The sequence below is a fragment of the Paenibacillus sp. FSL H8-0122 genome (genome assembly GCF_038005345.1).
Lineage (GTDB): Bacteria > Bacillota > Bacilli > Paenibacillales > Paenibacillaceae > Paenibacillus_AQ.
The window spans coordinates 3,230,456-3,250,161 of the sequence record NZ_JBBOTB010000001.1 but is presented as its reverse complement, the minus strand read 5'-3'; the positions used below and the strand labels follow the sequence as shown (position 1 = coordinate 3,250,161).

The 19,706-nt window shown below is 50.5% G+C and carries 15 protein-coding genes; 3 read left to right on the top strand and 12 right to left on the bottom strand.

Annotated elements, in window-relative coordinates:
* Positions 1–96: 96 nt before the first annotated feature.
* The 5 genes from NSS64_RS14240 to NSS64_RS14220 all read right to left on the bottom strand — a co-directional run bounded on the left by NSS64_RS14240 (position 97) and on the right by NSS64_RS14220 (position 7,237).
* A complete protein-coding gene (locus NSS64_RS14240; RefSeq protein ID WP_341140526.1) occupies positions 97–1,020 on the bottom strand; it encodes a carbohydrate ABC transporter permease in 924 nt (307 codons plus the stop codon).
* A 17-nt stretch (positions 1,021–1,037) separates the two neighbouring features.
* Positions 1,038–2,027, bottom strand: a complete 990-nt coding sequence (locus NSS64_RS14235) for an ABC transporter permease (RefSeq protein ID WP_445667797.1) — start codon at positions 2,025–2,027, stop codon at positions 1,038–1,040.
* A gap of 94 nt (positions 2,028–2,121) precedes the next feature.
* Complete coding sequence (locus NSS64_RS14230; RefSeq protein ID WP_341140524.1) at positions 2,122–3,807, bottom strand: ABC transporter substrate-binding protein; 1,686 nt, start codon at positions 3,805–3,807, stop codon at positions 2,122–2,124.
* 115 nt (positions 3,808–3,922) lie between these two features.
* Entirely contained in the window at positions 3,923–5,665 is a 1,743-nt protein-coding gene (locus tag NSS64_RS14225; RefSeq protein ID WP_341140523.1) for a sensor histidine kinase, read from the bottom strand.
* Positions 5,666–5,683: 18 nt separating this feature from the next.
* Positions 5,684–7,237, bottom strand: a complete 1,554-nt coding sequence (locus NSS64_RS14220) for a response regulator (protein WP_341142815.1) — start codon at positions 7,235–7,237, stop codon at positions 5,684–5,686.
* A 592-nt stretch (positions 7,238–7,829) separates the two neighbouring features.
* Here NSS64_RS14220 and NSS64_RS14215 point away from each other — a divergent pair.
* Positions 7,830–8,015, top strand: coding sequence for a hypothetical protein (locus NSS64_RS14215; protein ID WP_341140522.1), 186 nt, complete (start codon positions 7,830–7,832; stop codon positions 8,013–8,015).
* A gap of 109 nt (positions 8,016–8,124) precedes the next feature.
* On the opposite strand, the gene NSS64_RS14210 is transcribed toward NSS64_RS14215, so the two are convergent.
* Positions 8,125–8,493, bottom strand: coding sequence for a hypothetical protein (locus NSS64_RS14210; protein ID WP_341140521.1), 369 nt, complete (start codon positions 8,491–8,493; stop codon positions 8,125–8,127).
* Between the two features lie 39 nt (positions 8,494–8,532).
* The gene (locus tag NSS64_RS14205; protein WP_341140520.1) at positions 8,533–9,432 is read right to left on the bottom strand and encodes a formylglycine-generating enzyme family protein; all 900 of its coding nucleotides are present in this window, start codon (positions 9,430–9,432) and stop codon (positions 8,533–8,535) included.
* Positions 9,433–9,637: 205 nt separating this feature from the next.
* Between NSS64_RS14205 and NSS64_RS14200 the strand changes: the two genes are divergently transcribed.
* Positions 9,638–10,906, top strand: coding sequence for a hypothetical protein (locus NSS64_RS14200; protein ID WP_340941122.1), 1,269 nt, complete (start codon positions 9,638–9,640; stop codon positions 10,904–10,906).
* An 81-nt stretch (positions 10,907–10,987) separates the two neighbouring features.
* Here the strand turns inward: NSS64_RS14200 and NSS64_RS14195 are convergent, their stop codons facing one another.
* From NSS64_RS14195 to NSS64_RS14175, 5 genes are all read right to left on the bottom strand, one after another.
* A complete protein-coding gene (locus tag NSS64_RS14195; RefSeq protein ID WP_341140519.1) occupies positions 10,988–13,048 on the bottom strand; it encodes a methyl-accepting chemotaxis protein in 2,061 nt (686 codons plus the stop codon).
* Between the two features lie 153 nt (positions 13,049–13,201).
* Positions 13,202–13,948 carry a (2Fe-2S)-binding protein gene (locus NSS64_RS14190; protein WP_341140518.1) on the bottom strand — a complete coding sequence of 249 codons (747 nt, stop codon included), beginning with the start codon at positions 13,946–13,948 and terminating at the stop codon, positions 13,202–13,204.
* A 13-nt stretch (positions 13,949–13,961) separates the two neighbouring features.
* A complete protein-coding gene (locus NSS64_RS14185) occupies positions 13,962–14,924 on the bottom strand; it encodes an ABC transporter substrate-binding protein (protein ID WP_341140517.1) in 963 nt (320 codons plus the stop codon).
* Positions 14,925–15,044: 120 nt separating this feature from the next.
* Positions 15,045–16,691, bottom strand: a complete 1,647-nt coding sequence (locus NSS64_RS14180; RefSeq protein WP_341140516.1) for a helix-turn-helix domain-containing protein — start codon at positions 16,689–16,691, stop codon at positions 15,045–15,047.
* Positions 16,692–16,892: 201 nt separating this feature from the next.
* Positions 16,893–18,386 carry a 4-hydroxyphenylacetate 3-hydroxylase family protein gene (locus tag NSS64_RS14175; RefSeq protein WP_341140515.1) on the bottom strand — a complete coding sequence of 498 codons (1,494 nt, stop codon included), beginning with the start codon at positions 18,384–18,386 and terminating at the stop codon, positions 16,893–16,895.
* Between the two features lie 232 nt (positions 18,387–18,618).
* On the opposite strand from NSS64_RS14175, the gene NSS64_RS14170 reads away from it, so the two are divergent.
* Positions 18,619–19,533, top strand: coding sequence for a hypothetical protein (locus tag NSS64_RS14170; protein WP_341140514.1), 915 nt, complete (start codon positions 18,619–18,621; stop codon positions 19,531–19,533).
* Positions 19,534–19,706: the final 173 nt, after the last annotated feature.

Below are 19,706 nucleotides of genomic sequence, written 5' to 3'. Positions count from 1 at the left end.
ATTAGGGCTTGCAATTAAAAACAAGCGACCCTCCAGAGGCCGACAGCCCCGGTGGATCGCTTGTTTGTGTTAACGGTATTATTTGGCCCGTAAGACTTAGCCTTTGACCCCGCCGACAACCATCCCTTTGACGAAATACTTCTGCAGGAACGGATAGACGATGATAATCGGCACACTGGCCACAATAGTCATCGTGGCACGGATAGAGGTCGGTGTAACGGTCGCTTTGTTGCCCTGCGCGTTCGCAAAGGCATCGGCTGCCGAAGAACTGGACATCGCGGTGTTGGACGTAGACAGCATCTTCATTAGCTCATACTGGAGCGTACTCAGGTTCGGCATGGATGAGTTATACAGGAAGACGTCGAACCAGGAGTTCCACTGATAGACCGCTACGAACAAGGAGACAGTAGCCAGAGCCGGAACTGTCAGCGGGAGTACAATACGCGAGAACGTAATGAAGTCTCCGGCGCCGTCGATTTTGGCCGATTCCATCAGCCCCTCAGGCAGTGCCTCGATGAAGGAACGAATGACAATCATATTAAATACGCCGATGATGCCCGGGATAATATAGACCCAGAAGGTATTAAGCATATTCAGCTCTTTGATCAGCAGGTAGCCCGGGATCAGACCGCCGCTGAAGTACATGGTGAAGATGAACGTGACAGACACAAACTTCTTCAGCTTATATTCCGGGCGGCTAACCGTATAGGCAAGCATCGCTGTACAGAATACGGAGACCACAGTCCCGACAATCGTCCGTGCTGCGGAGATGAAAGTCGAATAGAAAATGTTGGATTCACTGAATACATACTCAAAGTTTCGCAGCGTCCATTCCCGCGGCCAGATATAGATATCCCCACGGACGGAGTCATTCGCTTCATTGAACGATAGAGCAAACATATTCAGGAACGGGTAGAGGGTGACAATCACCAAGAGAATCATGAAGACCGTATTGCAGATATCGAAGATCCGGTCACCTAATGAAGAATTCCGGTATGAATTAGCTTTGGATTGAGCCATAACTTGTGTCCTCCTTTCTAGTACAATCTGCTTTCGCCCATACGTTTGGCGATATTATTGGCTGCGATCAAGAAGATGAAGCTGACCAGCGTTTTGAACATACCCGCTGCGGTGGCAAGCCCGAAGTTATTCATCTGCATCCCATATTTCAGTACGAAGATATCCAGATTCTCCGAATAGTCCAGATTCATCCCGTTACCCAGCAGGTACTGCGCTTCGAAGCCGGATTCCAGAATATGGCCCAGGTTCATGATCAGAATCAGTACAATGACCGGCTTGATGCCCGGAAGTGTAATATAGAACATTCTTTGCAGACGGGAAGCCCCGTCGATCTCGGCTGCTTCATATTGGGACGGGTCGATGGAGGTGATGGCAGCCAGATAGATGATGGTGTTCCAGCCGACATTCTTCCAGACTTCCGTTGCTCCGAGAATTCCCCAGAAGTACTTGCCTTCGCCCAGCCACAGAACCGGATGATCAATAAGCTGCATCTTGAGCATCAGCACATTGATGATCCCTTCCGGTGCCAGTGCCATTTGCACGATATTGGCCGCTACGACCCATGAAATAAAGTAAGGCAGGTAACTGATCGTCTGCACGGTGCGCTTGAAGAGGACATTACGCAGCTCATTCAGCAGAAGGGCCAGTACAATGGCTGTTACAAAACCCAGTACCAGGTTAATAGAGCTCATAACCAGAGTATTACGAAGTACACGATAGAACTGCTGTTCCTGGAACAGGAACTTGAAATTGTCCAAGCCGACCCACTTCTGGTCGAACAGATCCTTGGCGGGCTTAAATTTCTGAAAAGCAATCGTCCATCCCCATAGCGGGAGGTATTTGAATACAATCACCCATAACAGAAAGGGCAATGACATCAGCATCAGCATTTTCTGTTTAGATAGCTCTTTAAAAAAGGTTTTGAAGCGCGAAGTGCCGGTATTATTCGATTTTGCCAACTGCACAGCGGTTTTCCCCACCTGTACCGTCCCCTTTCCTAGCTCCATATTCTCTATTTACTAACCAGTGTAAGTGTAGAAGGGAAAAGTGAAGGCGAGCTTCACTTTTCCCGGTTCAGCATGCTTGCGGTTAGCGGTCAGCTTACCACTTGCCCTCAACGCGGGCTTTTACCTTGTTAGTCATGAATTCTTCGTAGCCCTTGGCGTCCAATTTGTTGTATTCGGCAAGGTATTCATTCCAGACAGCCTCGAAGCCTCCTGGTGCAGCAAGGACCATACGAGGATAATATTTCTGCTGCAAATCGCCGGCTCTCTGGCTGAATAGCTGCTCAGGGGAGCCCGGTTCTTTCTCAATACTCCATGCAGGGTACCATGGGCGTTCTACCGGCTCAGCATAGAAGTCGGAGAAGGTCTTCAGGTTGTAGGCCTTCAGCAAAGCTTTGTCGCCTTCGGTGTAGTTGATGGCTGCAACTTCCGGCTGGTTGAACGGAACATGGGCGTTGCCGTCCTCATACACAGAGTTATCGCCATAACGCGGCCACTCATAATCGAAATAGGAGAAGCCGTATTTACGTTTGAAATCATTGTCGTTGCGGTTTTTTAACTGTTCTTCGCTCATAACCATACGGCCTTCGGCATTCTTGGAGTAAGTTACGCCTTCTTCGCCCCACTGTACAAGCTTCTGGTTCTCATCGGTCAGCAGATTGTCGAAGTATTTAATAATACGGACAGGATCTTTCGCGCTGACGGTGATCCCCAGTCCGCGGTTGTTCACGAAGGAAGGAGGATCAACATAAGCGTCTTTAATGCCTTCGTCATATACGATAGGAAGGGCAACGTAACGCAGGTCGTCATTACCGGCGGTTCTCAGGTTGGTAGTGGCATCGTTGACCTGCCAGGAATAGTTGACATATCCGAGTACACGGCCGGAGGTCAGCTTCGCCAGATACTGGTCTTTGTTCGCAGTGAACGTCTCAGGGTCAACCAGGCCCTTACCGTTCATTTCGTTCAACTTGGCCAGCCAGCGCTTCTCAGTGTCCGTTCCCTGATACAGCTTGGCTTCATGAGACTCCATGTCGACCATAACACTGCCTTCATTCGGATAACCGGCCAGGTGCATTGGCTGGTTGGTGATGGTGTAGAATTCTCCGGCTGTACCAGCGAAGGTGACGAAGCCGATGGTATCTTTACCATCTACCTTAGGGTACTTGGCCTGGTATTTCTCGATCAGGTCAAAGTACTGGTCCAGCGTTTTCACTTGCGGGTAACCGAATTCCTTGAGGACGCGTCTCTGCATCCAGAAGGTGCTGCTAGGGTCCGGCGGCGACAAGTATCCGTTTACATTTGCAGTGAAGGGAAGGATATAGATGTTGCCGTCTTCATTCGTGATCTTGTTCATGTAGTCGCCGTAGACGCGCTTGATATTAGGACCATACTTCTCAATCAGGTCATTGAGCGGAATATAGGCACCGGCATCCAGGAACTTGGCCAGCTCGCCGACTGGAGAGATGACATCAGGATAGTCGCCGCCGGCAATCATAACACCGGACTTGGTGCTTGCATCCCCAACCACGTTTTCCATCTTCCAGTCTACACCTGTCTGTTCCTGAAGCTTCTTGCCGATGGTGGTATCACTGGCGATGACATCCTTGTTGGCCCCGAACCCGAAGTAAGTGAAGGTAACCGGCTCGGTGCTGACCTCGCTGTTCTTGCCGCCGGACTCACTGTTCTTTCCTCCTGCATTGTTGCCGTTTGAACAGCCGACAATGAGGAGTGCCGAAGCCATGACAACAGCCAGACCGGTTTGCAACCATTTCTTTGTACGCATTTCATATCCCCTTTCTTTACTTTGTGCTATTGAACATCCTCATTATAAAAGAAAGCGTTTCACATTGTTACAGGGCAAACCTTATATCGGTCTTTGAATAATTAAGAAACAAGCTTTATTTATTATGGAGCGGCAGTCTGAGCATGATGCGCGTTCCCGCTCCAGGCTCGCTGGTAATGGTGAAGGAGAAGGATTCGCCGTAGTATATTCTCAGCCGTGTAATCACATTTTTCATACCGATGGAGTCCCCCATAGCCGAGGTGTCCTCGAAGTAATGCTGTAGCTCCCGGATTTTCTCCTGATCCATTCCAACGCCATTATCCGCAATGACAAACACGATCTGACCGTTCTCCTGTGCAATCTGAATGTTGATATAGCCGATCCCGGGAATATTCTCAATGCCATGAATACTGGCGTTCTCCACATACGGAAGGAAGGCCATCTTCGGGATTTCGATACCCAGCAAGGATTGATCCACCTCAATGTGGTAGTCGAGCTTGCTGTCGAAGCGGTATTTCTGGATCTCCAGGAAGCACTCGATTAACTCCAGCTCCTCGCGGATCGTCACGAAGCTGCTTTTCCACAGAATCGACTTGCGGAAGATCTTCGCCATGTTCTGGATCGTTCTGGCTGTCTGGGTCTCGCCCTTCATCATACTCCGCATACGGATGGTCTCTAGTGCATTGAACAGGAAGTGGGGATTAATCTGGCTGTGCAGCGCATGAAGCTGAGCCTGACGCTGCCGCAGCTCCAGCTCCTTCTTCTGTATTTCCGCCACATACACATCATTGATCAGATTCTCGATCCGTTTGCTCATCCGGTTGAATTCAACCGTAAGCTCCCCGATCTCATCCCGCTCCAGCTGATAGGGAATCAGCCCGAAATTTTTGTCCTTCACGGACTTCATGTGCTTCAGAATGTTTTTGATACGTGTGTGGATCGAGCGGGACATGATCACGATCACGAGGGTCGGCACAAGGAAGTTAATCCCGGCGAACCACAGGATGAATTGGCCCGATTGTCTGACATCGGACAGAATAAGCGCTTCATCCAGCACGCCGTAAATCGAATAGCCGCCCAGATAACGGTTGTTCTGGTACGTCTTGCTGATCAGGATCGACTTGTTCGGCTTGGGAATATCCTCCGAGGACAGGGTCCTGCCGGCCGTAATCAGCTTGCTTGGCTGGCCGCTGGAGAGGCGTCCGAAGCGTGCTTGACCCGAAGGGTCGAGAATGTAGAAATCGCCGCTGAAGCTGGATAAATCCAGGATCTGCCGGATATAGCTCATGTTCAGATCAATTTTGAACACATGCTCATAACTCTCCAACCGGCGGTCTGTAAGTCTCTGAATTATGCTGATGCTGTCAGGTGTTACGTAGAGATGGGGATGCGTATTACTGAATTGACTGATTTGTTTATACCAGTCCTGATTCCGCATTTCATCCTCTAGTCGTATGATATGGCCCGAAGCCAGAACGGTCGGATTGTCGGTCATAATGACCGAGGAGCTCATTATTTTGTCCTCCTTGTCGGTACGGTTGAACAGATTCGATATCGCATTCAGCGACTCTATATAACGGTCAGAAGAAGCATAGGTCGTGTTCAGATGCTGTGTGAGCTGCCTGTCTATGGAATAGAGGTAGGAGATGCCTGCCGCATCCTCAATAACGGTCCTCAGCTCAGCTTGTAACAGAGTCATTGCCTGCTCGGCATCTGCTGTCTTCTGAGTCTTGATATTGGCAGTGGTTACCCGGTAGAATAATACATTGGTCAGGATGATCGGTATGAACACGCATACAATGTAGATGACGATCAGCTTGCTTCTGAGCTTCATATGATTCAGACGAAAGTTGAACACGGAAGGGAGCCTCCTTATTTACTGCCCGATCATCAAATTGCGGTAATCGGTAGGCGTCATATTCTCAAGCTTTTCAAACTGGGTGGCGAAATAATCAGCGTTCTGGAAGCCGACCAGCTCAGCAATTTCGTACATCCGTTTCTTGGTCTGGCGCAGCAGGCGTTTTGCCTCCTCAATCCGCAGCGTCAACAGGTATTCATTGAAATACACTCCGTAGGTTTTGCGGAATAACTGCCCGAGGTAGACCGGATTCATGTCGAAATCGGAAGCAATCCCCTTCAGGTAGATATTTTCCCGGTAATGTCCGTCGATGTATTTTTTGATCCGCTCAATATTGCCTTCGCTCTTGCCGCCGCGCTTCTCTGCGATATATTCTGCGGCTTCGGCGATAAACTGCTGGAATATCTCCTTCAGCTGCTTCAGATTGCGGTATTTCAGCGGCCAGTTGAGCAGCTCATGCACCGATTGCAGCGTATTCTCGTCACCTTCGAGCTGCCGTATAATATTAATGATGGCAATCATGCTGCGCCGGATCGTGTTCGTCACCGCCCCGGGGGCGAAGTAGCGCTCTTGGAACATGGTGAAAATAGCGTCCACAGTTGAGCTGTAACCCTTGTTGTCATTGGCTTCGACCTCGTAAATCAGCTTACTGTGCAATCCTTCATCGATGTCGAAATAGTATAAGGGCAGCTCCAGCAGCTCGTCCGCCATATATATGCCCTCGAAGCCGGCGGCAAAACGGTACTGGAGGCATTGCTCGGCACTGGCCCCGGAGTCTGCAATCTGCTTGAGATGGCTTACCTTCCGGCCAACGAACAAAGCAATGCTTGTTCCAACCTCCCGCTCCAGTGCATCCAGCATCGTGCGGTAGTCTCCCCACGGGGATGGATTAGGTTCATCGAGCCAGTGGCCGGGTACGATCACCCCGTATTGATTATTCGTGCGTACATGAAGGAGCAGGGTCTGAGCCTCTTGCCTGAAGTAACGCAGCAATGAGTCCTTCAGTGCAGGCAGGTAATCGACTTCTCCGGCGGGGAGCTGATCCTGCATTTCTGCGATGAGATACGTATAGGAAGAGGTAAGAGGAAGCTCCAGCGCATAGGCAATCCGCCCCATGACCTGGTCGTCGGGTTCTGTCTGCAGCAGGCTTTCGATGACCGTCTCGACCAGAGGCTTTTCACGGGTGATGGAGAGGAGCTGCTTCTTGTTCAACATATGGGCGATTTTGCCTAGGGCTACTGTAAGCTCCTGTTCGTCAACCGGCTTGAGGATATAATCGGACACATTGTAACGGAAGGCTTGCTGGGCATAGGAGAAATCGGCATATCCGCTCAGTATAATAAAAATCGGCTCCTGCACAAGGTCCGTCTTCACTTTCTTGATCAGTCCGAGCCCGTCCAGCACGGGCATACGGATATCGCATATCACCAGCTCCGGGTTCAATTGTTCAATCAGGGTAAGCGCTTGCTCCCCGTTCTCGGCTTCCCCGCAAATTTCGAATTGCGGCGAGCATTCGCTTAGAATCCGGATCAAGCCCTTCCGCACAAAAACTTCATCATCTACAATCAGCACCTTATACAATGGACTTCCTCCTTGGGGTTATTCTGGATTGCTTGGTCTTGTTCCATCCTCGGTCAAGTCGCAGTGTGATCATTATAAGCTAATTCCCTGACAGAATTCGAGTGGAAACGACTTTTTATTCTAGCACCTGCTGGAATATCCTCTTAACATGAAGAGCCTGCATCGTTTGACACAGGCTCTTCGGTATTGTATTTTCCGCTATGCGCTTAGAACACAATGCGCCTCAGCGAGTTGAGCGGGCCAAATGTATGCGGAAAACCGAACACATATCGACTTACGGGCGACCTAGACTACTCCTATCCTGCCGCATATGGAAGCATCCATCCGTACTTTTACGAACTCTGCGTGCTCAGTGTGTCTCTTCTGCGCTCAGCAAGGCTCACCCTGTGTAAGCCCGGCTGCTCCGCATTGGGTGAGCCGGGTCTTTCCCGTATAATAGTAGACGTTACGCCGGAAGTCACATTAGAGCTTACCCCGGCGTATGAACTCTAAGCATTAGGAAGGGAATGAAGAAACGTTGACTTATACGAAACTGTTGGAACGAAAAGGCGAAATTCTCAAGCGAACCGTGGAAACCTGGATCATGAAAGAGAATCGTGACGGGCTGGACCGTCAAGAAGCCCATATCTACAGGAATATGGTCAAGGAGCTTCATCAAAATGAGCAGGAACTCCATGTGGCACGTGTGGAGGAACTGGATAAGAGCCCGGATTCGGACCTGGATGGAACAGCTTCCGCTAAGCGCGAGCTTGTATCACAAGGTGTGTGAACCCGGTAGCCTATGAAGCTGTATTATTACCAAATCATACAATGAAAAAAGCCGCCCGGCTTCGCTTGATGCGAAGGAAGGGCGGCTTTTCGCTGAAATAAACTTCATGTCAGGGCAGCCTGATCCGGTAAGAGCTGGCAGCGGCCACCTCTGTGCCTTTGGTCGTAGCGAAGCTATAGTGATCGCTGAAGGCGTAATGAATCCCGCCGCGAGTTACCCAATTACCGCTCACAGCAGCGATTTTGCCGTGAGAGATAGCGTGTTCAATCTTCAGTGCAGTGAGCTCAGGAACTGAAGCTGATCCCTGGAGAACGGCAGACAACGGATAACGTTCGCTGCCTATAAGTTCTACAACAGCATCGGCTGTCAGCAGATGGCCTAATGTCTTGGTATCTCCAGTGATAAGGGCGACTGCTAAATCTTCAGCCAGCTTATTCTTTGGTGAATTGCCGCACATGCCGCTTAATTGTATTTCCATTGCTCGTATGTCTCCTTCCATAATGTGTGAATGGACAGTCTAAAGTCTCACTATACGCCGGTACACTAGGCAATCCATCAGATCCGGCCAATCCAGCTCAGCTTCATAAGGATCGCGGAAAGCAGTCGCGGTTGGGAGATACCCGAGAGCGACACCCTGGCCGCCGTGCAGATTGCAGCCGCCGTCGCCGCCTTTACCTGTGATGCCGTCCGGTGTGAGAACCAGCTCCTTTTTGTAAGGATCGCCGGGGAAGAGAAGACCGAACGCATTCGGCAGCTCAAGCGGGTAGAGGCCTGAATTACCGGTCTCAGCAGAACCGGATACATGCCTAAGACGTATGGATTCGTCAATCTCTTCACCCCACGGGAACAGTGTCCTTGCCCCTGCGCTGTACAGATACTCCCATTCATCCTCAGTCGGCAGGGTGAAGCCCTCCGGCAGCTCCGACTCGTACCATTCTTCGAATGATTCGCTGTCATCGAACAGGAACACTACAATCTGTTCCCCTTCCCGCTCCAGCCGGAAATACTGGGAGTACTCATAGCTTGTGTGCGGACCCTGACGGAACTCCTCTATAGCTTCGAGAATATCCCTGTCTTCTTCAGGGTCCAGCTCCTCAACCGCATATTCATACCAGCCTGCGGAAATAGGGTGACGCTGGACAAGCACTGGTCCGATCACAGCCTCGCGGACAGGAGACATCTCCGCATACATATGTGCCTCCGCCCGGCCCAGGGTCACAGTGTCGCCCGGTACGTACACATATTCACTGTCCTCATATCTGAAGACACCTGTTTCTATGGACTGTCCGTAACGTTCGAACCTTTCGAGGCGCAGCCATATGAAGCCGGCGGGCAACTGCTTAATCACCTCCTGCATCCGGTGCTTTTTCTCTTCGTTCGTTAATTGCCCCCATGTGGCGCGGTTCCATGCTTCCATGTCATACTCTCCTCCCGGGAATCGGCATTGTCAGCCTGATTACTGTCATTGTAATGGACAGCCCCGGGTACTGGCAAACCCGCCGGGAATGCTGCCGGACCACACCTGTTAGAGGGCATCCATTTATAACCTGTCCTTATGGTTGGTGTGCTCATATAATAGTTTAGATTGGAACACAAATACATAGACAACGAGGGATGGAAGTATGAAATCAAAACGCTTGAAATTTTTCACCGCAGGCTTTGCGCTATTACTGGCGGCACAGGTACTGCTTCCCGGGCGCTCATCGGCGGCAAAAGTTATGGAACAGCTCCCGAAGCCGGAATGGAGCTATACGCTGCCGGATGGCCTTAGCTTCTGGGGCACTATAGACACCTTACAGAGCAAGCAGCGGATGTTCATTCCGCTAGTCAAGACCGTAACGGTGTCACCGGGCAAGACGAAGTCTTCCGGCATGCTGTACTCATCCATTGACCGCATTAACGGTTCTGCCAACTGGGTATACGACTATTCGGACATGGCCAACGACAAGCCGTTTACTGCTCATCGTTTTTATTCTGCCAGTAACGGCTACAGCTATTTCTATAAAATGTGGGGCGGCAAACCCTATGATCTTACCGTTGTTGATCCGAACGGCAAACGGAAATGGACCAAAATCATAACCGGGTCCTACTCGCCGGTGGTGCTGGATAACGGAAATATTGTGATTCTAACCTTGGTTAGCGGCAATGTCGCTTCTCGTGGTATTACCGAGTACAATCAGGACGGGAAGCAGGTACGCAAGCTTAAGCTGACCGGCAACTGGACCGCAGGGATGCTAGAAGTGCTTCCAAACGGGTATGTGGTGCATACTGAATACGATAAAAATAAAGTTAGCGTATACCGGAGCTTGGGCGCTCTGACGACACCGCTGGCTACCTACACTGTTCCCAAAACGGTGAACAACCCCTATTTCCAGGTGCAGCCGCTCCGTGGAGGGTCGTTCCTGATCCAGATGAGCAGCGCGGATACCTGGCTGCTACTCGGCTATGACGCTAACGGCACCAAGAAGTGGGTGCGTCCTGTGAACAAGATGGATCGGATTGATACGACAGGCAACAACTATCTGATCCGGAGCGACAACGTCTACAAATTGTACAGCAAAGACAACCAATTGCTTGGTAAACAACAGATCGGTGAAGCCGGGGACCGCGAATGGTACAGCCGGATAACGCCATCGGGCGAGATTACGGTCGAGAAGCAGTACCAATGGCAGGAGCGTCCGGCTGTGATTGATCCTGAGACCTTTGAGGGGGATATAGCGAAGGAAGATTTCTATGTGCTTGACCCGGCGAACCTGCAGATCAAATATCATCTCTCCACAAGCTGGCATGACTACGAAACCGGGCATAATTACATTTATGCGGGAGACGGCGAACTGTACATTTCGAGGAGTTATGCGCCTAAGACGATAAGCAAATATATGTTAAAATAGCACCGAGCCGAGCATATGCCTCCGAATGATAAAAACAAAGCCAAGCGGGAGATCCGCTTGGCTTTGTTTTGGCATATTCCGCTACTCCAGCTTGAACTGCCGCAGCTCCTCCTCCAGCTTCAGGGAGATCACGCTCAGCTCCCGGGATAATTCCGCGACCTGTTCAATACTGCCAAGCTGCTCTTGTGTGTTGGCGCTGACCTCTTCGGTGGAGGCGGAATTCTCCTCGGTGGTGGAAGAGATGACCTCAATCGCCTGCAGGATTTCATCCTTATGCTTGTGGACAATCGAAGTGTTATTGCTGATCTGCAGCATCCGAACCTTCAGCTCCTCGAGGTCACTGTTCAGGCTGAAGAAGAGCTGCTTCGCATTCTCTACGGAGTTGGCGTTCTCTTCTGCAATCGTAAGGTTAAGCGTAGTGTGTTCTACGGACAGGTTTGTTTTTTCCTCAATGGCGCTGACCTTCTTGTATATTTCCTCGGTAGCCCGGGCCGTCTGCTCGGCAAGCTTACGCACCTCACCCGCCACCACGGCAAAACCTCTGCCATGTTCACCTGCCCGGGCAGCTTCAATGGAAGCATTCAGAGCGAGCAGATTGGTCTGGGTGGCAATTTGATTCACTGTGCCTACGATACCCGATATCTCATGACGGCTCAGATCAATATCCTCAATGAGGGATGACATCGCCTGTGTGGATCTGTGATTGTCTTCTGCGGCTTTGGAGAGCTGTTCCACCAAGTCAAGGCCTGAACTGCTGAGCTGCGCAGAGGTCTGTACCATGGTTCCTACAGCCTTGGCTTCACTGGTGATTTCGTCAATTTGATCCGATAATGCACCGGTTTTGTGGAGAATGCTCTCGGATTCAGCGGACTGGTAGTTGGTGGCATTTGCGATTTCATTGATGGCCGTAGCCGTTTCGTTCATAGTTATCGCGGTTTTGGTTGAGATAGCTTGCAGGTTGTGGGAGGACTGGGCCAGCACCTGAGTCGTATTATGGATGACCTGAATCATGCCTTGAATCTTCTGGACCATGCCCGCAATGCCATGAGCAATCTGTCCGATCTCATTGCGAGAGGCGTCACTCAGCTGAACCGTCAGGTCTCCGTCTGCAATCCGTCTGATAGCGGCCAGCAGTTTTGGAATGGAGCGTAGCAGGTAGCGCAGTGTGAGATAACAGATGAACACCAGAACAACAGCGGCGACAGCAAAACCGGTAATGGTCGTCCGGGTGAAGGCCGTCAGCTCGCTAAGCGCCTCTTGCCGGGTAATGGTTAAGCCTACAGACCATCCGGTATCCTTGCTGGTGGCATAGCCGATATAACGGGGGTCACCATTATCATCAATAAGCGATACGCCGGATTCGTCGTTAATCATTTTTTTACCGATGGCTCCGAGATCGCCCGGACTCTCTGTAATTTTCTCCTTCAGAACCTTGGCTTCATCCGGGTGGTAGAGAATATCGCCAGAGCGGGTAGCCAGAATGGAGAACCCGGTGCTTCCCAGGGAGTAGCTCTGCATGATCCGCGGGATGTCATCGAAGGCAATATCTGCGGCAATGAAGCCGATCATTTGGCTGCTCTCATTCAGAATCGGATAGAAAATGCCCATCAGCATTTTGCCGCTAATGACGTCGGCGTAAGGTTCAGAATAATAGAGACCCTTGGATTCGGATACAGGCTTGAAGTAGGGGCGGGCGCGGATATCAAAGTCCGATTTAGAGGTCAGACCGTCATGTTGGAGGAAATATCCCTTCCCGGATAACCCGGCCACCCAGGCATCTGCGAAGGAGGACTCAGACTTTACAATGTCCGCCAGTGTGGCGAGTGCTTCTGCGGCGTGGGGGGAAGTGGTGATTTGATCTGCTGTAGTGCTCTCAATATATTTTTGAAAAATCGAGTTGGTGGACATTTGTTTGACCAGTGAGCCCTTCTCCTTGAACAGGGCATCGAACTGACTGACAATTCCCTGTGTTTTGGTCATCAGCATCGACTCTTGCTGGCTTACTAGAATGCTTCGGGTGCTGGAATAGAAAAAGGTACCCAGGATCGAGAAGACGACAAGAATAATGACTAGCAGTACAATGGCCAATGTGTTGGCAATGCTGGTTGAGCGGACTGGCCGTTTTGGAATTAGCTGTGACATAGGTCATCTCCCGGATATGTATTAGAGCGAAAGCTCTTAAATAATATGTCGGAATATGGCGGATATTCTTGTAGAGTGAAGTATGTTATTTCACAGAAAAAACCGGCTGGGAAAAGGTTCCAAGCCGGTGAGTAGTCTATTAGGCCGTGCCGGTTAAATGATAGGACATCCGCCGCAATAGTCATGATCCGCTCTGAGTTTATAGGCCAGACAGCAGGTAGCCTTCACAGATATCGTATCGTGCGGAGGGTGGGGGTCTCTCCGGAACTTGGGTGTGATACGGAATGGATTGCTGCGAAGTCCGAATGCCTCCGGCGTCAGCTCCCAGAGTACAGCTTGGAATTGCCTGTGGATCTGGCTGCGGCTGCACTCATTGGAGGCGTCAAGAGCATCCTCTTCGATAAAAGTATACAACTGATTATAGACATGCTTCCACAGCATCACCGCTTTGGTCTGTGAAGCCTCGGCAAGCGCCGCAATAATTGGTCTGACCTCGTTCGTGTAGAACAACCCTAGCTCATCTATGATCTCATTTCCATTCCTGTTCCGGTCATAGATACCCTCCCGATGGTTATGGATAGGGAAGGCGAATTCGGGATACCCATCCGTGCGGACGAGCTGCACAGACAGGTTATTTAGTCGCAAGGCATGAGCCAGCGGGTCTGCGGCTGTGAGCAGTGCGTATTTGGCTCCGCAGATCCCGGCGATCCATGTGCAGAAGATGGCTGCCGCTATACGCTTATCCTCAGTCCCGAGCATGGAAGCATAAGTGGTAAGCAGATGCTCAGCATGTGCGGGCATACATAATTCTGTCAGTCGTAAAGTAACCACTGCGTTCTCAATAGGTTCGGGGAAGATGAAATACCGTTCAGCCCCCTGGAGCCCGTCAGTGTTGCCCATCTGAAGTCCCCCTTTATTTGGAGTTGCCTTCAAAGGCCTGAAGCACCGCATCCACCGCATAACGGTTAGCCAGAGGAGACATCCCCAGGTTGAACCAATCCTTGCCGGCCATGGTGTAGACCTGGTTCTTTTTGACCGCCGTCATGTTCTTCCATAATGGACTCTTCAGCAGATCTTCATAGGTTTTCTTCACCCCGGCATCGTCCTCGTTATTCAACTGAAGGAAGATGTGATCGGGATTATACTCCGGCAGCTTCTCCAGGGAGATGGATAAGGAAGGATCTTTAGTCGGGAAATTCGGGATCATCTCCAGCCCAAGCGTAGTGTGAAGGAATTTTCCGCGGTCAATCTGATCCCCGTAAAGAACGAAGCTGCCCGGCATCACCATCATGTACATCACCGTTTCATTACCCACCAGATCATCCAGCTTCTGCTTGGCTTCTGCCTCCTGAGCCTCCAGATCCTTAATTACCTTCTCTGCAAGCTCCGTCTTGCCGAGTACCCCGGCGATATCCTTCAGCTCATCCCGCCAGTCATCGCGCTGCGGCAGCAGAATCGTCGGAGCGATCCCCGACAACTGGTCATAATCCTTAGCCGACCACCATGTAGGGGCGAGGATCAGATCAGGATTGGCAGAGAGAATCATTTCAAAATTCGGAGTTTGGGCTATGCCCATCTTCAGCGTATCCTTGAAGGGCTCCTCTAGATAAGTCGGGAACTCCTCCTGGTAGTTCTGTACAGCAACGGGCGTAACCCCCAGGGCCTGCAGGAATTCCGGGTAGACCACAGACAATCCAATCACTCTGGCCGGGTGGGCGGGGATTTTGATCTCGCCTTTCTCACTGCCTACTACCCGGGAATCTGCTTCAGCGTCTGCGGCCACCTTGGCCTGTCCACTGTTGTTGGAGCAAGCCGTCATGACCAATGTTAATACTATCGCCATGCAGAACACCATTCTTTGTCTCATCTGTCGCATATCTTCACTAACCTCCTGAGTATCAATACCTGTCTTCCCACCTGAGAGTGAGAATCAATATCACTGTTAGGAGTATAAAACAATCTGAAGGATTCGACTATTGACAATCACGCCAATATTTCATGTCTGATTACGCCAGAGTGCCAGCGCGGAGTCAAGAACCAACTCCTGGGTGAACGAGTTATACTCTGTCCAAGGGTAGGGAGGGAGGTATTCGATTCGTGAAAACCCTGCGGGATTAGGGGGCAGCAAGGACTCTCTGTCCCGGAACGCAGACCATAAGGCCTGCGAAGCTGCATCCTCATCCACTATGAACAGCAGCTTGTCCGCATCTGACGACCACAGCTCCTCCGGGGTTATTGTCTGATTGCTCAGTCTACGGTCCACAACGGACGCCGGAATGAAATTCAGATCATCATAGAACACCTCAGCTAAGCTTCGGGTAGACAACACGGTGATGGACTGCCCGGATATGCGGGCAAGGAGCAGCTTGCCCATGGCTGAACCTTGACCTAATTGCGCCCGGATGCTCTTGGCTTTACGCTCATAGTTGATCAGCCAAGCGGCTGCTTCCGGTGCTCTGCCCACGCATTCTCCAATGAAGTGTAATTGCGTGCGCCAATCCGTCTGGAGCGTAGACACAAAGAACGTGGGGGCGATCGCCTGAAGCTGCGGTAGCATCCTCCGGCTGACCGATGGTTCCAGCCCCAGAATATAATCAGGGCGTAGGGAAGCAAGCTGCTGGATGCGGATAGCGTCATCTAGGGCAAGCGGCAGCACCGCATCTGTCTCATATTTACGGCGGTAATATTCTGTCCAGGGATGGTCAGCCGGTGCGGCGCAGGGAATAATATTCAGGGTAAGCAACGTCCCAATCAGGCTGCCGTGGTAGGCAACGATCTTCAGCTTGGCATTCCGCATGAAGGTCGCGGGAGCTACACCGGTAATTTGCTTGAATTTGCGCCGGAAATAAGGAACGTCCTTGTAACCGACATAAGCGGCGATATCCTTCAATTCATAATTCGAATGCGGCAGCATAAGACTTCTTGCTTGTCTGATCCGGTATTCAGTCAGGTATTCAATCGCGCTGAGACCATATTTCTGCTTGAACAACCGGATGAAATGCCTTACGCTAATGCCCGCTTCCCCAGCCAGCAGGGAGATGGACAGCTCTTCACGGTAGTGCTGTTCTATATAGGTCTTGGCGCGTTCCATAATCGTATCGGTATCGCTAGGCTGCAGCTGCCTGGCATCGCTGAGCAGACTGAACAGCAGCTCATAGAATCTGCTCTGGGCAAGCAGCTGCTGTAAGGGGTCAGCACTGCCGAGGGAAGCGGTGATAGCCTCGCAGTGTTTGCTGTATGTAATCGTTGACTGAATGGCTATGTTTCCTTCCAGGGGGAAGGGGACATGAAGCTCAGCAGAGTGAACCTGCTCCGGTTGTTCAGGCCGACTGGGCTGGCTTAGCGCATCGAACCGCAGAATGAATACACTCTGTTCGCCTGTATCCTCCATTGAGGCTTCAATTAATTGCCCCGGCTGACAGACGAACACACATCCCGCCTTTAATTCGTAGTATTTGCCGTCCACTATGATGGAGCCCTGCCCCGCAATGGGAATCAGCAGCATATACGATTCCAGAAATTGCAGCCGCAGCGGCCACTCTCCCCCTGGATTACTGCCATGTGTGATGCTCCGAAGCCTGAACCACATCTGATCAAGCTGTCCGAAGGCTCCCGCAGGCGGGATTCCATCCTTACTGTTCATTCTTTGCACCCCCGTTCGCTATACGCAGCTTCAATTCATAACATGTATTATATCTCACTTGATGGGCACATCCTATTTTGGAGAGGCGTAGACACCCTGATCGAGCAGGTGCCGAAGCTGCAGGAATAGACACTCTCCTCAGAATAATGAGAAGAGTGCCTTGAAGTCACAGGATTCCCCGCATAATTAATTCAGTCATTTTCAGTCATTAGAAACTCCATCCGTTGTTAAATCAGGTGAAATTTCTTCTGGCGCAATGAACTCGTGAATGATGTGACGGAAGGATTCGTGATTATCATAGCTGTTGTACATACGCCAGGCCAGTGTGTGGGAGCTGCCAAAAAATAACCGCTCAAACTGGATTTGTCGCCCCCCGAATGCACCCGCTCCCAGTTCCCAAGCAAGCCGGAATAGAGCGTTTCGGAACCGCGCCTCCGAAGCCGTACCCTTCAAATACTGGCTGAGGTACGCACCAGCGCTTGTATCGAAGTCGGACTCCGAGAGGATCATGATGAGACCGCTTGAACTGAGATTTTGAACCATTTCAATCAGTTCTGGATAAAACTCCGAAAAGTGAACGGACGAAGCCAAAAGTGGACCTTTGTCTGGAACGAGATATCCGAATTTGTCTGGGGAGGCCCCTAGTTCAGAAGCAAGTCTCAAGGCTTTGAAGGTCTCTAAATAGGTTATCGTTCTGGAAATAGGCTGAATAGTATGGGGCTCAGGGATAATGTTTTGTTCTTCTGCCAAAGATTCCAGCAACCCGAGAAAGAACTCTGTTTTTGCAATATAGCGGGTGATGATTTGATGGGCCAGATGCGTATGGAAGTGACTCTCGCCGAATAATCGGGAACAGTACATTTCATCTCCGTAATAAAATACACGGTCATGAGGGATAAGAACGCGGTCAAATATGACTAGTGTATCCATTTCTTCATATCTTGAGCTTAGCGGATGATCGTAGGCAGATGAGGCTGCGTAGCTTTCACGGCAAAAAAAAGTCATCCCGGGCAGATCATTAGGCACGGCAAAGGCAAACGCGAACGGATTATCATCATCCACAAACGAGGGGGAAGGGGTCGGGAATACAAGCATTTCATCGCAGGTTGCCCCTTGTGTTGCCATCATAAAAGCCCCGGTTACAATCATCCCTTCATCATTGATTTCAACGACTTTAGCAGCGATAGAATCCTCTGTAGCATCAAGCTGGCCGGATATTTTGCTTGCTTGAGGCTGGATGAAGGCATGGGATAAGGTAATGTCATGATCCCGGCAGTAAGCATAGTACTTCCTGAGGTTCTCAGCAAATTTCGGATTTAGCTCCTCAAGGATATCGGCCGCTGTAAACAGAGACATGAGGGCTGTATTCATATAATCCGGCGAACGTCCTAAAAACCCATGATGGCAGCTGGACCAGAGTTCAATCATTTTTCTGCGGCGCTGTAAATCTTCAGCATTCTTGGGTGGAAGAAAAGATAGACCAACAGGCTCTCCTGTAGCGGGTGAAGGGTAGGTCATCTGTGCTAAATAACGCTCATCACACTGCATGTTGTACATTTCGGCTTGGGTTTGTATGAGACCTTGAAATGCGGGATGCTTGGATAAAGGGCCTTCGATCCGTGTTCCTTTGTAAAAGATATTGATATTTTGCCGGTCGATACGTTCGATGTATTGGCTACCTGTTTTAATAGGCACACGGTTCACCTCTTTAAAAGACAGCTTTCACTAAAAAAAGCCGTGATATTGCTGTTATTATACGTAACCATGATCTGCTTTGTACATTGTCCGTAGATCGTGTGAGAGAGCCCTAATCCATCTGCAATTTCAGTGAGCCCGAATATGTTGTATAGCATTCTTTTACCGCCTGCTCCAAAAAAGATATAATTACGTTAATGCTCCATTCCAGATAGAAAAGGTGAACCACGCTATGAATCCATTTATGAGAAAAGTCAATGTTCCTTACGTCAAATTCCGCAAAGCCAACACCCTCCGAAATGACTCGACCCAGCATGATTGGCAGCACTGGGCGGGCTACCGGGCTCAGATTCAGCAAGTTCTGGAGCGAACGCTGGAACATAACCGCTGCGGGCGCGGGCATATTTTACTGCTCGGGGCCGGGAACGGAAACGATGTGCCCATTTCGTATATCGAGTCTATATTTGAACGGATCACGATCGTCGATATTGATGAAAAAGCGCTGGACCGTTTTCTGGCCAAGTCGGCCCACCCGGAAAAATACGAACGGGCAATCATTGATCTGACCGGAGTAGGAACGGAAGTGTCTTCACCGGATGACTTGAAAGCAAAGGTTGACGATTTGCTACCCAACGTGGATTTTTCGCCGTTGCATCCTCCTTTTGACGTGGTCATGAATTTATGCTTCACGACGCAGCTCATTTCCGCCTTTTTTTACCGGAAGAAAAACAAGGTTGCCCATAAACCGGAATTCAGCGCTCAGTTGGATCGGCTGCTTGAACGGATTCATATCAACATCTTTCAATCTTTGCTGGGCCTCCTGGCAGCGGACGGGGTGATTGTCCATTTAACCGATACTCTGTTGCTGCAGCGCATATCAGCAACCGGCTATACCAGCCCGGCTACTGTTAAGACTCTGGAGCTGACGGGAGGAAATCTCCGTGAAAACTTGGACCTGATTTACGGGCATCTGCCGGAGATGGCGCAACAAGGCTTGTGCCTGCCGGGAGCATTTGTCCACGTTCATCCGCAAATTATGCGGTTGTATAAAGTTGAATTAAGGTTTTCGCTGCTGTGGGAGTTCGTCCATGATGAATACGAAGACAGGGATTACTTTGTGAGTGCGCATGTGCTGACCAAACTGTAGTAGAAGGTAGCCGGACCGGTCATAGGTAGACCTGACGAAGGGGAGTGGGGGCTGCTAACCCGGAACGTTTGCAAGTTGTTGACAGGAAAGCCCAAAGAGGGCTGGGAAAGGTCACTTCCTCCTAACCTTTCCCAGCCCCCAAACCCGCGTCCGACGCGGCTCCTCGGTTCTTA

What these genes read in the sequence shown, in the direction of transcription:
- NSS64_RS14205 (WP_341140520.1), bottom strand. Translation starts at nt 9,432, where the DNA reads ATGGAAGCATGGAACCGCGCCACATGGGGGCAATTAACGAACGAAGAG.
- NSS64_RS14190 (WP_341140518.1), bottom strand. Translation starts at nt 13,948, where the DNA reads ATGGGCAACACTGACGGGCTCCAGGGGGCTGAACGGTATTTCATCTTC.
- NSS64_RS14230 (WP_341140524.1), bottom strand. Translation starts at nt 3,807, where the DNA reads ATGCGTACAAAGAAATGGTTGCAAACCGGTCTGGCTGTTGTCATGGCT.
- NSS64_RS14170 (WP_341140514.1), top strand. Translation starts at nt 18,619, where the DNA reads ATGAATCCATTTATGAGAAAAGTCAATGTTCCTTACGTCAAATTCCGC.
- NSS64_RS14215 (WP_341140522.1), top strand. Translation starts at nt 7,830, where the DNA reads ATGAAAGAGAATCGTGACGGGCTGGACCGTCAAGAAGCCCATATCTAC.
- NSS64_RS14240 (WP_341140526.1), bottom strand. Translation starts at nt 1,020, where the DNA reads ATGGCTCAATCCAAAGCTAATTCATACCGGAATTCTTCATTAGGTGAC.
- NSS64_RS14185 (WP_341140517.1), bottom strand. Translation starts at nt 14,924, where the DNA reads ATGCGACAGATGAGACAAAGAATGGTGTTCTGCATGGCGATAGTATTA.
- NSS64_RS14210 (WP_341140521.1), bottom strand. Translation starts at nt 8,493, where the DNA reads ATGGAAATACAATTAAGCGGCATGTGCGGCAATTCACCAAAGAATAAG.
- NSS64_RS14195 (WP_341140519.1), bottom strand. Translation starts at nt 13,048, where the DNA reads ATGTCACAGCTAATTCCAAAACGGCCAGTCCGCTCAACCAGCATTGCC.
- NSS64_RS14235 (WP_445667797.1), bottom strand. Translation starts at nt 2,027, where the DNA reads ATGGAGCTAGGAAAGGGGACGGTACAGGTGGGGAAAACCGCTGTGCAG.
- NSS64_RS14200 (WP_340941122.1), top strand. Translation starts at nt 9,638, where the DNA reads ATGAAATCAAAACGCTTGAAATTTTTCACCGCAGGCTTTGCGCTATTA.
- NSS64_RS14180 (WP_341140516.1), bottom strand. Translation starts at nt 16,691, where the DNA reads ATGAACAGTAAGGATGGAATCCCGCCTGCGGGAGCCTTCGGACAGCTT.